General features: G+C 54.2%; 11 protein-coding genes. 10 read left to right on the top strand and 1 reads right to left on the bottom strand.

Annotation, left to right across the window (positions count from 1 at the left end):
* Positions 1 to 5: 5 nt before the first annotated feature.
* Complete coding sequence (locus K334_RS13590) at positions 6 to 3,059, bottom strand: SusC/RagA family TonB-linked outer membrane protein (RefSeq protein ID WP_162173327.1); 3,054 nt, start codon at positions 3,057 to 3,059, stop codon at positions 6 to 8.
* Positions 3,060 to 3,475: 416 nt separating this feature from the next.
* Here K334_RS13590 and K334_RS14420 point away from each other — a divergent pair, with 416 nt between their 5' ends.
* The 10 genes from K334_RS14420 (at position 3,476) to K334_RS13580 (ending at position 15,821) form a co-directional block, all read left to right on the top strand.
* On the top strand, positions 3,476 to 4,249 hold the full coding sequence (locus K334_RS14420; RefSeq protein ID WP_027444663.1) for a porin family protein: 774 nt from the start codon (positions 3,476 to 3,478) through the stop codon (positions 4,247 to 4,249).
* Between the two features lie 61 nt (positions 4,250 to 4,310).
* Positions 4,311 to 5,519, top strand: a complete 1,209-nt coding sequence (locus tag K334_RS0105915) for a uracil-xanthine permease family protein (RefSeq protein ID WP_027444662.1) — start codon at positions 4,311 to 4,313, stop codon at positions 5,517 to 5,519.
* A gap of 81 nt (positions 5,520 to 5,600) precedes the next feature.
* Positions 5,601 to 6,734, top strand: a complete 1,134-nt coding sequence (locus K334_RS13585; protein WP_025881466.1) for a glycerate kinase — start codon at positions 5,601 to 5,603, stop codon at positions 6,732 to 6,734.
* A gap of 338 nt (positions 6,735 to 7,072) precedes the next feature.
* The gene (gene epsC, locus K334_RS0105900; RefSeq protein ID WP_027444661.1) at positions 7,073 to 7,987 is read left to right on the top strand and encodes a serine O-acetyltransferase EpsC; all 915 of its coding nucleotides are present in this window, start codon (positions 7,073 to 7,075) and stop codon (positions 7,985 to 7,987) included.
* Between the two features lie 14 nt (positions 7,988 to 8,001).
* Positions 8,002 to 9,561, top strand: coding sequence for a THUMP domain-containing class I SAM-dependent RNA methyltransferase (locus K334_RS0105895; protein WP_025881463.1), 1,560 nt, complete (start codon positions 8,002 to 8,004; stop codon positions 9,559 to 9,561).
* Positions 9,548 to 11,749, top strand: a complete 2,202-nt coding sequence (locus K334_RS0105890; protein ID WP_027444660.1) for a S9 family peptidase — start codon at positions 9,548 to 9,550, stop codon at positions 11,747 to 11,749. Before K334_RS0105895 ends, K334_RS0105890 begins: the two co-directional genes overlap by 14 nt.
* Positions 11,750 to 11,754: 5 nt before the next feature.
* Positions 11,755 to 13,023 carry a phosphoribosylamine--glycine ligase gene (gene purD, locus K334_RS0105885; RefSeq protein ID WP_025881461.1) on the top strand — a complete coding sequence of 423 codons (1,269 nt, stop codon included), beginning with the start codon at positions 11,755 to 11,757 and terminating at the stop codon, positions 13,021 to 13,023.
* Between the two features lie 10 nt (positions 13,024 to 13,033).
* Positions 13,034 to 13,981, top strand: a complete 948-nt coding sequence (locus K334_RS0105880; protein ID WP_025881459.1) for a hypothetical protein — start codon at positions 13,034 to 13,036, stop codon at positions 13,979 to 13,981.
* Positions 13,954 to 15,186, top strand: coding sequence for a metal ABC transporter solute-binding protein, Zn/Mn family (locus tag K334_RS0105875; RefSeq protein ID WP_027444659.1), 1,233 nt, complete (start codon positions 13,954 to 13,956; stop codon positions 15,184 to 15,186). Before K334_RS0105880 ends, K334_RS0105875 begins: the two co-directional genes overlap by 28 nt.
* A gap of 5 nt (positions 15,187 to 15,191) precedes the next feature.
* Entirely contained in the window at positions 15,192 to 15,821 is a 630-nt protein-coding gene (locus tag K334_RS13580) for a metal ABC transporter ATP-binding protein (protein WP_025881458.1), read from the top strand.
* Positions 15,822 to 15,826: the final 5 nt, after the last annotated feature.

The raw sequence follows: 15,826 nt of genomic DNA, 5'->3' as shown, positions 1-15,826 counted from the left end.
AAGGATTAGAATGTTACTTTGACATTGAGTCCGATATAGCGCACCGAAGGGTCGTTGAAGTTCTCCGTTCCGCCATCGGGATCCGAATACTTGAAGTCTTTTGCCCACATCAGCAGGTTCTGACCCACCAACGCCAGCGAAGCCGACTTGGCCCAGCGCCTGGTGAAATGCGTCGGAAGCGTGTAGGCAAGTGACAATTCGCGCAACTTGAAGAAGGTGCCCGAGAAGCTGTCGGCGGGCCTGCTGTTGCCACCCCACGCAATGCCGGTGTGCATGTCCTGGGCATATTGGCTGTAGGTCGTGTAGACATCGTTGGCGGCATACACACGGTCGTCGGACAACACGGTGCCGTATTTGTCGTATTTCACGCTTCCCGACACCACCTTCACGCCTTGTCCGAGGAAGTTCTTGGAGCCTGGCGTGGCCGCGTCGGCCGCTCTTTCGGCGGTAAGCGTGCCTGGGTGGGACCCCGAAGTCCACAGATAACTGTTGGTCATCGAACTGATCATGCCGCCGACACGCCCGTCGAGCGAGGCGCTCAGCGTCCAATTCTTGTAGGAAACCAGCGTGCTCAGTCCCCAAATCCAATCGGGATCGCTGTGACCATACACCGAAAGGAATGGATTGAACTGCACGCGGCCGTTGCTGTAGATTTGATTTCCGTCGGGATCACGGGCGTAATCCTTCACCAGGAACACGTCGACACGCTCTCCTTTCTTCACCCATGGATTGTCGGAGGAATACACCGGGTCGATTTTATGGTAGTAACGGGCATACTTCGACCAATTGACGGCCACGTCCCAGCGCCACTCCGAGGTGCGGACAGGTGTGCCGCTGATGGTCACTTCCCAACCTCTGCGCACGATTTCCTCATCTGAATTGACGTAATTCCCCGTGAAACCGGAAGCAGAGGAGAGCGAACCCGACACCAAGGCGTCATACATGAGCTTGCGATAGTAGGTGATGTCCACGCTTAAACGGTTCTTGAAGAAGATGGCTTGCGTACCCATCTCCCACGTAGAAGACGACGCTGGATTCACTTCTCCTACCGTCAGCTTGAGTGGCATGGCCGCGGAAGAGAGCGTACCCCATGCCGCATTGGTGACCGTATAGTTCGTATTGGTGGCATATATGGCCGGAGGTGTCTTGGAAACAGTCCACGAACTCCTCACTTTCCACAAGTCGAGCCAGTCTTTGGAGGGCTCGGGCAGCAGCTCGGAGATGACAAAACTGCCCGCCAGTGACGGATAGAAATAGGCATTGTCCGTGGAAGGCAACGTGGAAGACCAGTCGTTTCGGAAGGTTGCATCGGCGTAGATCAGCCTTCGCCACGAGCCGCCTATCCGTCCGTAGAGTGAGTTCACCTGCATCTTCTGTATCGTGGAGCCGACATTCGCCTTTTCGACCGAGGCTTTCAGCGAGAAGAACTGCGGCACGGAGATACCTCCGACGGTGTTGCCATAGATGTTTTCATCCTGCGTATAATAGACGGTTCCACCGAAAAGGGCTTCTACCGAGAAGTCGCCGAACGTCTTTGTCGCGTTCAACATCAGGTCTGTATTCATGCTGTAGCCCGACTGTCGTCCTGTCGCAAAGGCACCGGTCTTCTGTCCTATCCATGTCGCGCCGCCGGCAACGCCCGTGTTTCCCGTCGAGACATACGAGCCTTGGGCCACCTTTATCTGCTGTCTGTCGAGATAAAAGTCAAGTCCCGACCTCAGTGTCACTTTCAACCAGTCAGTCAATTCATAACCTAATGCCACCGAAGCGTTGAATATGTCGCGGTCTGAAGAGCGAACGCGCTGGTTGCGGTCGTAGTACGGATTGTTGTGTGTCGACTTGTAAGTGAAGTTCTGCGACACGCCCGGCACCATCCAATAGTTGCCTTTATAGTCGCGGATGTCATAGTCGGCAGCAGTCCATATCAATAAGGTGTACATCGGATCGTAGTTCGTATAGCCGTTGAAACCTATGTTTGGAGAGCTTTGTTTGTGGTAAGCCATGTTGGAACTGAACGTGAATTTGCCCAGTTGGATGTCGCCGCTGAGCGTATATCCGTATTTGTTGAAAGTGCTGTTGGGGTATTGTCCCCTGTTGTAAGTCCAATTGACGGACGAGCGGAGTGAAGCGTTCTTCGTGTGATAGTCGAGCGACAGCGTGTTGTTGGTGATGACGCCTTGCTGCAAAAAGTTGCGGAAATTGTCTTTTCCCACCGCCGTATAGGGATATTCGCGGTATTCCTTAGCTATAGGATCCCACTGGTTGCGGACAGTTCCATCGAGCGGGGCGCCCCACGACTGGTCGGAATTCATGTCATAGACATTGTTCTTGCCGCGTCCGTATTGGCTTTGCTTCTCGGGAATGGCCACGAAACCGGCCGACAACATCGTGCTTGAGTTGAGAGAAACCTGAACGCCGCCTTTGCCTTCCCGGCCTTTCTTCGTCGTAATCATGACCGCGCCGCTCGCGCCCCGATAGCCATAGAGGGCCGAAGCCGAGGCTCCTTTCAGCACGCTGATGGTCTCAATGTCTTCGGCGGCGATGTCGCGCATGGTCATATTGGCGTAGGGCACGCCGTCAATCACAATCAGTGGCGCCTCACCGCGCAGCGTTATCGTCGGCGCGGCGGCAAACTCCGTAGAGTTACTCACCAGCATGCCCGACACCTTGCCTGTCAGCGAGGTGGTCACATCAATGCCGCCGACCTTCTGTACCATGTCGCTCGACAGCTTCTGAACGGAGTATCCCAACGCCTTCTCTTCGCGTTTGATTCCGAGTGCGGTGACGACAACCTCGTCGAGCACCTGGTTGCCGACGTCAATGACGACATCCAACTGCGTCCTTGTGACCGTCACTTCCTTGGGTTGTGCCCCAACGTAGGATATGACGAGCGTCGATCCTCTCGGCACATCTATCGAATAGCGTCCGTCTACATCCGTAACCGTGCCTTTGGTGGTGCCTTTCATCATGACAGTCGCGCCGATGAGGGCCTCGCCCCGCGTATCTTGAATGGTACCGGAAACGTGCAAGTCCTGGGCAACGGCAACTATTGTCGACAACAGGAAAGACATAAGCAATAACAATTTCTTCCTTTTCATCATATATTAGAATTTAAATTAAGTGTCAAATGATGGATGGTTCCCGATGGTATGGTGGCCTTTTCTTCTACAAAGATAGGACAAACATCATTCGGTTTGGGGTCATGACGAAAAAAAGTGGATTACAGGAACATTCATGTTGTTCATAAATTATTTGTTATCAGCAACTTGAGCATAGCGTAAAGCAGTGCTAAAAGTGGTGAAAATACAGCCGATGAAATTTGGAAAAGACCACTATCGCCCTGTCGTCGTTGCTCGTTGACGCCATAAATATAGAAAGTGAAATGCGTTCGCTGCGTGATAAAAACTATAGGAATCTCTTGATGGTGTGGTCAAAAAGCCATATATTTGTACAAATTTTAATAAAACAATTCCTTATGAAAAAGTTTGTAGTCATGTCAATGTTGCTTTGCAGCCTCGTGGGGTGGGCGCAGCAGAAGCCCAAAACCTGGTCGATAACGCCTAAAATCGGTCTGAATGTTTCCAAGCCCACCAAGGAACCGCCGTTCTATGTGATTGTCGCTATAAATAAAAAGCTTGATGGGGAACCGACACTACACGATGGCACTTCTTTCTCAAGCCATGTTTTTGGGACGACTGCAATGGCAAACAAGTCCGGGTTGGTCGGCGGTGTAGAGGCACAATATCAGTTCAATTCGCGACTGGGCATATCCTTGGGCGCTTATTATAGCCAGCAAGGGGTGAGATACGACAACGTTCCGCTGGGTGATGTGCCCTTGCCGGGCGGTGGGGAAGAGCGCCTCAAACTGGGTGTGGCCAAGCAACTGAGCGTGGAAACGAGCTATATCAGCCTCCCGATTCTGCTCAACTGCTACGTGTACAAGGGCCTGGCGCTGAAAGCCGGCGTGCAACCGGCCTACAATGTGAAGGATAAGGCGCGCTGTGACGTTGACATAGAGTCGAAAGAAGGCTATCTGACAGCGGCGGTGGCAGGCACGGCAAAGGTTCACAAGGTGGACGCAGCCGTTCCATTGGGCCTTTCCTATGACTTCCCGAACGGGCTGGTGGTCGACATGCGCTATCTCTTGGGCGTCGTCAACCTTTATTCCAAGGGCGGGGAGAAAGGCCAAATGCCCGCAAGTCGCACCAGCGTCTTTCAATTGACCGTAGGCTATAAATTCGGATTGTAACGCTTTTACAGCTTCATTCCACAGCTTGTCATTCCATTAAACCAATCTTTATACATTTCAAATGACTGAAAATCTTTCAGCGGGTCGCAAGACCGTCGTGGGCATTCAGTTCCTCTTCGTGGCCTTCGGGGCTACGGTGCTGGTGCCGTTGCTCATCGGTATCGACCCCGCCACGGCGCTGTTCACCGCAGGCCTGGGCACATTCATCTTCCATTTCGTCACCAAGGGCAAGGTACCCATCTTCCTTGGAAGTTCATTCGCCTTCATCGCGCCCATCATCGAAGCCTCCAAACAGTGGGGACTACCTGGCGCATTGGCCGGACTTACCGGCGTTTCGCTCGTCTATTTCGTCATGAGCGCGCTTGTCAGATGGCAGGGAAAAAAGTTTCTCGACAAAGTTTTTCCACCCATTGTCATCGGTCCGGTGATTATCCTCATCGGTCTTTCGCTGTCGGGGAGTGCGGTCGATATGGCCAAAACCGACTGGCCTTTGGCTTTTCTTTCGCTGCTGACGGCCATCCTGGTGTTGACTTTCGGCAAGGGATTGTTCAAGTTGGTGCCCATCATCGCGGGCGTGACCGTGGGCTATGTGGCAGCCATCTTATTGGGAAAAGTCGACTTCTCGGGTGTCGTTTCGGCTGACTGGATTCATTTCCCCGTATCTTTTGCCACGATAACGCATTTCGAATGGGCACCGTTCCTCTACATGATACCCGTGGCCATCGCGCCGGTGCTGGAGCATATCGGTGATGTCTACGTGGTAAGTGAGGTCGCCGGCAAGGATTTCGTGAAGGAACCGGGCCTGCACCGCACCATGTTGGGCGACGGTCTGGCCTGTCTGGCTTCCGCATTTCTGGGCGGTCCTCCCGAAACAACCTATTCGGAAGTGACGGGTGCCATGTCGATCACCAAGGTGACAAGCCCTGCCGTCATCCGCATTGCGGCCGCAACGGCGTTGGTTTTCTCCGTTGTCGGGAAGTTCAGTGCCGTGTTGCAGTCCATTCCGCAGTCTGTTCTGGGTGGCATCATGCTGTTGTTGTTCGGTACGATAGCCAGCGTGGGCGTTCAGAACCTCATGCACCATGGCGTGGACATGGGGCGCACGCGCAATGTCATCATCATGTCGGTCATGCTGACGATGGGCCTGGGTGGCGCCGTTCTGTCTTCGGGCAGCTTCGCCATCTCCGGTATCGGCTTGTCGGCGATTGTCGGCGTGGTGCTCAACCTGATTCTGCCGGGCGGCAAAAAGCAAGAGGAAGCCAAAGCGTAATGGCGCTTTCTATACTTTTCATGTTGAAATGAAATCATGAACGCAGGCTTCAGTAGCCTGCGTTTGCCTATTGTCACTTACATGAACATCATCCTTGCTTTCGATTCCTTCAAAGGCTGCATGACTTCCGACGAGGCCAATGCGGCCGCCTTGTCCGCTCTTCGACCGTATTTTCCCAACGACGACTTCATATCCCTGCCGCTCAGCGACGGTGGCGAAGGCTGGCTGACGGCTTATCGGCGTGCCGTGGGCGGACAGCTCATCCCCGTCGCGACGCACGACCCGATGATGCGGCGCATCACAGCCCACTATCTGCGACAGGGTGACACGGCCGTCATCGAGGTGGCACAGGCTTCGGGCCTGGCCTTGTTGCAGTCGGAAGAACGCAACCCCATGCGGGCTACGAGCTACGGAACGGGCGAAATCATGGCCAGAGCCATGCTCGACGGATGTCGGGAGTTTGTGATTGGCCTGGGAGGAACCGCCACGAGCGACGCTGGAATCGGCATGATACGGGCTTTGATTGACGCGCTGGCTCCCTCTGGACGCTTCGACGACATCGACATCATTCGTCAGTGCAGCTTCACGCTTGCCTCCGACGTGACCAATCCACTATGTGGCGAGCGAGGTGCGGCGCAGGTTTTTGCCCCACAAAAGGGTGCCGACGCCGCCATGGTGCGTGTGCTCGACGAGCGTGCCTGCCGTTTTGCGGAAGTGTCGGCACGTCACTTCGGCTACGACCGCAGCCAGGAGGCGGGTGCGGGAGCAGCCGGCGGACTGGGCTATGCCATGATGCAATACCTGAATGCCACGTGTCGGTCGGGCGCCCGGTTGCTTTTGCAGGCTGTGGGACTGTCCCGTCTGCTTCCTGCCACCCGCTTTGTGCTGACGGGAGAGGGCGCGTCGGACGCGCAGACGCTCATGGGCAAGCTACCTCAAATCCTGTTGTCGGAGGCCCTAAACAGCCATCCACCTGTTCCTGTGTACCTGTTTGCCGGGCAGGTGTCGAATCGCGAACGGCTACTTGCCGCAGGCTTCGCCGACGTCAGAGCCATAACGCCTGTGGAACAGTCGCGGACGGAAGCGCTGAAAAGCGACGTGGCGCAACGCAATCTGCGGGCGGCCGTCGCCGATTGGGCACGCTGTCACAATGACTCCAGCCCCTTCTCCAACCCTCGTCCTTCTTCTCCTGCACAGACGAGGTGCATTGAGTAAGGGCATGCCACGCCTTTCCATGTCGGCCGGCACACTTCACAGCTGTTGCGTCATCGCGTTATGGACGAAACAAAAATCGTGTTCCAGCTCGTTCCAATGAACAGATTTGGACTGAATGGCATTATGATGATCACCCTCGGACGTGCCTTGCAAATTGTTTTTGCCACGCATTGCCACCAATTATATAAGGACAAATCATCCCGACCGAACGAAATCACCCAAAAGAACAAGCCAAAAGCAAGTTGGAGATATATTCTTTTTCCAATGTTTTTCCAAAAGCCCATGTTGGATATCAATAAAATTAACTATCTTTGCACCGAAATATTGAGACACCACTCATGAGTAAGCTTGAATTGACTCATCAGCTGCAAGCCACTGTTGAAGCTTTGTCGGAACCGGATTCACTAAAAGGTCTGTGTCATCAGCACCGCGACGGGAATCCGCTCCCCTCGGGCAAGGCGCTTGAAGCTATTATAGACCTGTCACGTTCAATATTGCTCCCCGGATATTTCGGAAATTCCCAAGTAAACCTCAGCACCATCCAATATCACATCGGCGTAAGACTGGAGAAACTCCATGCCTTGCTCAGCGACCAGATATTGGCAGGCCTCTGCTTTGCCGACGAATGCGAGAAGGAAAGCCGCAAACAACTGAACCGCCGAAGCAACAAGGCTGCGGTGTTGGCGGCCCAAGCCATCATGAAATTCCCAGAAATCAGAAAGACTTTGGCCACGGACATAGAGGCGGCCTACCAAGGTGACCCGGCAGCCGTGAGCCAGGCAGAAGTGATTTCGTGCTACCCGGTGATAAAGGCGCTGACCAACTATCGGGTGGCGCACGCCCTCCACGAGCAGAAGGTGCCGCTCATCCCCCGCATGATGACCGAGATGGCCCACTCGGAGACGGGTATCGACATTCATCCGGGGGCCCAGATTGGGCGCTACTTCACCATTGACCACGGCACGGGCGTGGTGATTGGCGCCACATGCGTCATCGGCAATCACGTCAAGTTGTATCAGGGCGTCACGCTGGGGGCCAAGAATTTCCCGCTTGACGACGACGGCACCCCCATCAAAGGAATCCCCCGACACCCCATCATCAAGGACAATGTCGTCATCTATGCCAACGCCACCATTCTGGGACGTGTCACCGTGGGCGAAGGATGCGTCGTAGGGGCCAACGTTTGGGTGACGGAAGACATGAAACCGATGACCAAGAAGTACAGAAAAGAAAGTAAAGATAAAAATAGATAAACTGAAAATCAACAATGGAACAGGAATTCGAACTCATCGCCAAGACGTTCATGGGACTGGAAACGGTCTTGGCCAAGGAGCTCACCCAGCTGGGTGCAAACAATGTACGGGCTGGAAGACGTATGGTATCGTTCATGGGGAACAAGGAAATGATGTATCGGGCAAACTTCCAACTGCACACCGCCATCCGCATCCTCAAGCCTATTGCCCATTTCAAAGCTCGTTCGGCCGACGACATGTATGAAGAGGTCAAGAAGATAGACTGGAGCCAATATATAGAAAAAGGTAAGACTTTCTCGGTCGACTCGGTGGTCTATTCAGAGGAATTCCGCAACTCCCGCTTCGTCACCTACAAGGTGAAAGACGCCATTGTTGACCAATTCCGCGAAAAGACGGGCGAAAGGCCGAACATCAGCGTGAGCAATCCCGATATTAGGCTGAACATTCACGTGGCTGAAGACGACGCCACATTGAGCTTGGACTCCAGTGGCGAGAGTCTGCATCGCCGCGGCTATCGGCAGGAAAGCGTCGAGGCGCCGCTCAACGAGGTGCTGGCGGCCGGCATGATTCTCATGACGGGCTGGAACGGGGAGACCGATTTCATCGACCCCATGTGCGGATCGGGCACACTTCTGGTGGAAGCCGCACTCATCGCACGCAACATCAGCCCGGGCGTGTTCCGCAAGGAGTTCGCCTTCGAGAAGTGGACGGACTTCGACCAAGACCTTTTCGACAGCATTTACAACGACGACTCACAGGAAAAAGACTTCCAACATCACATCTACGGATATGACATCGACATGAAGGCAGTCAACACGGCACGCCTCAATGTCAAGGCGGCTGGACTGACCAAGTACGTCACCGTCGAACAACAGGATTTCAAGGATTTCACAAAACCGGCTGAGAAAGCCATCATGATAACGAATCCACCTTACGGCGAACGCATTTCCACCCCCAACCTGTTAGGTACTTACAAGATGATAGGTGAACGGCTGAAGCACGATTTTTCGGGCAACGACGCCTGGGTGCTGAGCTTTCGTGAAGAATGCTTCGACCAAATCGGACTCAAACCCTCCATCAAGATTCCCGTATTCAATGGAAGTCTGGAGTGCGAATTTCGCAAGTATGCCATGTTCGACGGCAAGATGAGAGAGTTCAGGTCAGAAGGTGGCATCGTAAAGACGGAAGAGGAGAAGCGAGAGATGGCTGAGAAGCACCGCTTCAAGAAGAACCGAGAGTTCAAGAAGCGTCTCGACGAACAGGAATCGAACGAGGAAGGCGACATCCGGTCGTTCTCTTTCCACCACCACGAACTGGACTTAGGGTCTGACAGACGAAGAGAGTATGGCGACAGGCGCAGAGACTTCAGCGACAGACGTGGAGACTTCGGTGACAGACGCAAGGAGTTTGGAGACAGACGTGGAGAGTTCAAGGGGCGTGGCGATGACAGACGCGGTAGAAGCGACGCACGGCAAGGTGACCGTGGCTTCTATGGGGGCAAACGTTTTGACAGGAGTGGCAAACATACAGGTAAATTCGGAGGGAAAAGGAGATTCAACGATGAAGAGGAATAGGATTCTTATCATATTGGTATCGATTATCGTCGCCATGTCGGCACAGGCCCAACAACTCAAAACTTTCACGCTGGAAGACTTGAATTTCGGCGGAAAGAACTACCACAAGATGGTCGCCAAGAACAGATGGCTCACCTGGTGGGGTGACGAACTGGTGCGGCTGGACATCGACAAGTGTAGTATCGTCGACAAAACGACCGGAAAGGAAAAGACGCTTTTCACACTGGCAGACATCAACAAGTGGATGAACGGCCATGATGCCACCGCCGTGCGCACCCTTTATCATGCACGATTCCCCTATGGCGGCAAACCGCTGGTGATGATAGAGGCCAACGCGACACGCACGCTCGTGGACTTCAAGGCTCATAAAATCGTATTCACTCAAAGCATGGCCGACGAAGACAAGGCTGACTGGAACGCCACTTCGCGCCACACGGCCTATGTAGAATGGGGCGGCTACAACCTCTTTATCCGCACACCGAAGGAAAACGAGGGACAAAACGACATTCAGCTGTCACGCGACGCGTCACGGAACATATTGTACGGAACCAGCGTCCACCGTGACGAATTTGGCTATCACAAAGGTACTTTCTGGTCGCCCGACGGCATGAAGCTGGCTTTCACCCGCATGGATCAGTCGATGGTGAACGACTACCCCTTGGTGGATTTCCCCGAAAACGACTGGACTCCCGCGCCGGGAGAGTCGCGAAGCGCCAAGGCCGCACCCGAAAAATATCCCATGGCGGGTGAAACAAGCCACCAAGTGACCATCGGTGTCTACGACATCAAGACCGGAAAGACCATCTATCTGAAAGCCGGCGACCCCACAGACCGCTATTTCACCAACCCCGCATGGAGTCCCGACAGCAAGACGGTCTATCTGTTTGAACTGAATCGCGACCAAAACGACTGCCGGCTGGTGAGCTACAACGCGGAGACCGGTGACAAGTTGGCTGAACTTTATCGCGAGACCGACGCGAAATACGTGGAGCCGCAGCACCCCATCGCCTTCCTTCCATGGAATCCAAATGCCTTTGTCATGCAGAGTCAGAAGGACGGTTACAACCATTTCTACCTGATGAATACACAGGGAAAGATGCTCAAGCAACTCACGTCAGGCCCATGGATCGTAATGGATTTCATTGGTTTCAACACGAAAAAGCATGCCATCATCTATGCTTCCAACGAATGCAGCCCCATCCAGAAAAACACTTGGATGGTGAATGTGGACAACGGCAAGCGGCAACTGCTCGACAACGGCAAGGGATGGCACAACGCCTCGCTGAGCGCAAGCGGCTCGTTCTTGGCCGACAACTATTCCGAGCCGACCGTTCCACGCAAGATTGAAATCATCAACGTCGACAAAGCACGGCGCACCGACTACTTCACGGCGGAGAATCCATGGAAGGGTTATCAGGTGCCGGAGTACAGTTGTGGAACCATCAAGGCTACCGACGGCACGACAGACTTGTATTATCGCATGGTCAAACCTGTCAATTTCGACCCCAACAAGAAATATCCCACCATCATATATGTCTACGGTGGCCCCCATGCCCACAACGTAGACGCTCGCTGGAACTATTGCAGCAGAGGATGGGAGACCTACATGGCGCAGAAAGGTTACCTGCTTTTCATTCTCGACAACAGGGGAAGTGAAAACCGGGGCAAGGCTTTCGAGCAAGCCACATTCCGCCAATTGGGACAGGAAGAGATGAAAGACCAGATGAAAGGCGTTGATTTCTTGAAGTCATTGCCCTACGTCGACCAAAACAGGATGGGCGTCCACGGCTGGAGTTTCGGTGGTTTCATGACCATTTCGCTGATTACCAACCATCCCGACGTGTTCAAGGTGGGCGTTGCCGGCGGTCCGGTCATCGACTGGAAATGGTATGAAGCCATGTACGGAGAACGCTATATGGACACTCCGCAGACCAATCCGGAAGGCTATGCCAAGACCAGTCTCATCAAACAAGCCAAGAACCTGAAGGGAAAACTGCAAGTCATCATCGGCGAAAACGACCCTGTTGTCTTGCCGCAGCATGCCAAGTCGTTCATCCATCAGTGCATTCTGGACGACACGCAGCCTGACTTCTTCATGTACCCGGGCGAACCTCACAACATGCGGGGCCATCAAAGTACGCACCTTCATGAGCGTATCTCTCAATATTTTGAAGACTATCTGAAATAAAGAATATGAAAATACTATTGTTGGGAAGTGGTGGCCGTGAGCACGCCCTTGCCTGGAAGATTGCGCAAAGCAGCAAGTGTGAGAAGCTCTACATCGCTCCGGGCAACGCCGGAACCGTGAACTGCGGCGAGAACGTAGCCATCAGGGCCGACGACTTCGAAGCTCTGAAGGACTTCGCCCTTGCCAATGGCGTCGACATGGTGGTCGTCGGACCCGAAGATCCGCTGGTGAAGGGAATATACGACAACTTCAAGGAGGATGAAAGAACAAAGGCAATACCCGTCATCGGGCCGTCGAAAGCCGGCGCGGTGCTTGAAGGCAGCAAGGATTTTGCCAAGGGATTCATGAAGCGGCACGGCATTCCGACGGCCGCTTACGGAACTTTCGACGGCACGACGCTCGACGAAGGCCTGAAATTCCTGGAGACCTTGCAGCCGCCCTACGTGCTGAAGGCGGACGGGTTGGCAGCCGGTAAAGGCGTCCTCATCCTCCCGACGCTGACAGAGGCGCAACGGGAGTTCCGCGAAATGCTGGGAGGCATGTTTGGAAATGCCAGTGCCAAAGTGGTCATCGAGGAGTTCCTGGACGGCATAGAGTGCTCGGTCTTCGTCCTGACAGACGGCAAAAGCTACAAGATTCTGCCGGAAGCAAAGGACTACAAGCGCATCGGCGAACACGACACTGGCCTGAACACGGGCGGCATGGGCAGCGTTTCTCCGGTTCCGTTCGCCACCGAAGAGTGGATGCGGAAGGTGGAAGAGCGCATCATTCGTCCCACCGTCGAAGGACTGGCGGCCGAAAACATCGACTACAAGGGATTCATCTTCTTCGGTCTCATCAACGTGAAAGGCGAGCCCATGGTCATCGAATACAACTGCCGGATGGGCGACCCGGAGACGGAAAGCGTCATGCTGCGGCTCAAAAGCGACATCGTCGATTTGTTTGAAGGCGTCGCCCTGGGTGATTTGGACCGACGCGAAATCTCGTTTGACGAGCGTGCTGCGGTCAGCGTCATGCTCGTGAGCGGCGGATATCCGCAGGAATACAAGAAAGGATATGCCATTTCAGGCCTCGACAAGGTAGCGGGAAGCGTCGTGTTCCATGCCGGCACCACCGAAAAAGAGGGGCAGGTCGTGACCAATGGCGGCCGTGTCATCGCGGTGTCATCCTATGGCAAGGACAAGGAAGAGGCTCTTCGGAAATCCTTTGAAGAAGCACAGAAGATCGAGTTCACCGGCAAATACTTCAGAAGGGACATCGGCCAGGACTTATAAAACAAGTCACTTGAAAGTAAAAAGGTTACAAAACAGGATAGCCGAGAGTCGGTTCGCCTTGCCGGCGACTGCTCTTGTGGCGCTATTGGCATGCCTTTCGACCGGACTGATTGGGCAAACGCGCTGGATTCAGTTCGGATTGATGGTTGTATCCACCTACTTCATGGTGGAACTCAACAATCGGAATGCGCTGCTACGCACCTACAGCAGGATGGTGTCGTGCTCCTTGCTCATGCTGGACTTGACCGTTTTACATTTGTTTTCCACAACTATTACGGCGGGAATCGTGCAGTTGTGTTTCATCCTACACCTGCTGTTCCTGTTCCGTTCCTACCAGGACAAGCGTTCGATGGGCACCATCTTCTTTGCGTTCGCCATGCTGGGAATCGCCAGTTTGTGGTTTATCCAAATTGTATTCTTCGTCCCTGTCGTCTGGTTCCTGATGGCGGCGCGCCTCTATTCCATGACTTGGCGCAGTTTTCTGGCCTCCATCATGGGGCTTCTCGCGCCCTACTGGTTCATGGGCGGGCTTCTGCTGTATCAGGGACGCACGGAGTTCATCTCCACGCACATACAGTCCATCGCCACATTCGACAATCTCTTCCCCTACAACCTGCCTTCGACGATGACCCTCGTGTCGCTCGCCTACTTCGCGCTCTTGGGCGTCATGGGCAGCATCCACTTCCTTCGCAACAGCTATTTGGACAAGATCAAGACGCGGATGATATACGAAACCATCATCATCCTGCTTGGTTTCACCCTCTGCTTCATCATCCTCCAACCGCAGCACGCTCCCCTGCTGACACCTGTTCTCATCACAGTCGTGGCACCTCTCATCGCCCACTACATCACATTCACCAGGACTTTCGTGACCAACCTGTCGTTCATCGCCATCATCGTCACTGCTTTCCTCCTAACTGCGCTCAACTCATGGCAACCATTACTGACTTTCTTATAAACTGGGGCTACTGGGGCATGTTCCTGTCGGCCTTTCTTGCCGGCAGCTTCTTTCCCTTCAGCAGCGAAGTCGTCATGCTGGCACTGCTTGCCACAGGACTCCATCCATGGCAACTCATCGTCTTCAGTACGGTAGGCAATGTACTGGGAGGCCTTTTCAACTATGGCATAGGACGCATGGGGCGCATGGATTGGATCGAGCACTACCTGCGTGTCAAGCCCCGCCAACTGGAGAGAGCCAAAAAGTTCATGGGCGGTTATGGCTCGTGGATGGGCTTTTTCGCCTTCATCCCCTTCCTCGGGAGTGCCATCACCATTGTCTTAGGGCTCATGAGAGCCAATTTTTTCATCTCACTCATCAGTATTTCCATGGGAAAATTCATCAGATACATCGTTTTAGTCCTGTCCGTAGTCGGACTTAGTTCCTGCATGCCCGGCCCCAAAAAGGCCGAAAGGCAAATCACCGTCAGCATCGAACCGCTTCGTTACTTCACCGAACAGATTGCCGGCGACAGATTTCACGTCACAACCCTCGTGCCGGCGAGCGGCAACCCCGAACTTTATGAGCCCACGGCCCAGCAGATCATGAACCTGTCCAACAGCGACCTCTACATCAAGGTGGGCAACCTCGGCTTTGAAAGGACATGGATGAAGAAGCTGGAGACCAATGCGCCGCACATGATCATCATCGACGCGTCGGCCGACATCCATCTTCAGAAGAGCGTCAACGGCATAGAGGATCCGCACACGTGGACAAGTGCGGCGAACGCCCTGCGCATGGCACGCAACATCTACAAGGCCCTGGCGGAGGTGGACAGCAAGGACAGCACCTACTTCAAGGCCAATCTGGACAATTTGGTCGACAAGATCGAACGCGTCGACCGTGCCATCAGACTCAAACTCACCAAGGACAAGACGCGGGGCTTCCTGATCTACCACCCTTCCCTCACCTATTTTGCCCGGGAATACGGGCTCACGCAAATCCCCATTGAGGAGGAAGGACGGGAGCCGAGTGCCACGCAGCTGCGATCAGTCATCGCCAACGCGCGCGACAAAGGGGTGAAAACGCTCTTTGTCCAGAAAGGATTCGCCAATCGAAATGTCAACATCGTGGCCAAGAGTTGCGGTGCGACAATGACCGACATCAATCCTCTGAACTACCATTGGGACCAGGAGATGGTCCGGATAGCGGAGAAACTAAAGTGACGAAGATGGCCCACCTTGTACAACTTCAAGACATATCGGCCGCCTACAACGGGCACATCGTCCTGTCCGATGTCAACTTCGACATCGAGACCGACGACTTTACGGCAATCACCGGGCCTAACGGATGCGGCAAGACGACCCTCGCCAAGATTATCCTGGGACTGAAGAAGCCACAAAGCGGTGAAGTCGTCTACTATCGGGAAGGCCGCCCCACCGACAGTCTGAGAATGGGTTATCTGCCTCAATATACCGATATAGACAAGAAGTTTCCCATCTCCGTGAGAGACGTCATCCTTTCGGGACTCGAAAGCCACACCTTTTTCCCTTATCGCTACACACGCCAAGACCGGCAGAAAGTGGAAGACGTGGTCGGTCTGATGGGGCTGGAGACGCTAGCCTCACGCCACATCGAGGCGCTCAGCGGCGGACAGTTGCAGCGCGTCCTCTTGGCGAGGGCCGTCGTCTCGAAGCCCGAGCTTGTCATCCTGGACGAACCCAACACCTACGTCGACCGCCAATTCCAGGGCGAAATGTACAAGATGCTGCATGCCATCAACCGCCATTGCGCCATCATCATCATCAGCCACGACCTCGACGCGATGAAACGCGAAGCCAAACGCGTGATTGAATTGTGAGTGCC

This window comes from Segatella baroniae DSM 16972 = JCM 13447, assembly GCF_000426585.1.
Taxonomy (GTDB): Bacteria; Bacteroidota; Bacteroidia; order Bacteroidales; family Bacteroidaceae; genus Prevotella; species Prevotella baroniae.
Note: the sequence above shows the minus strand (reverse complement) of the source record. Positions and strands in the feature narration are given on the sequence as shown.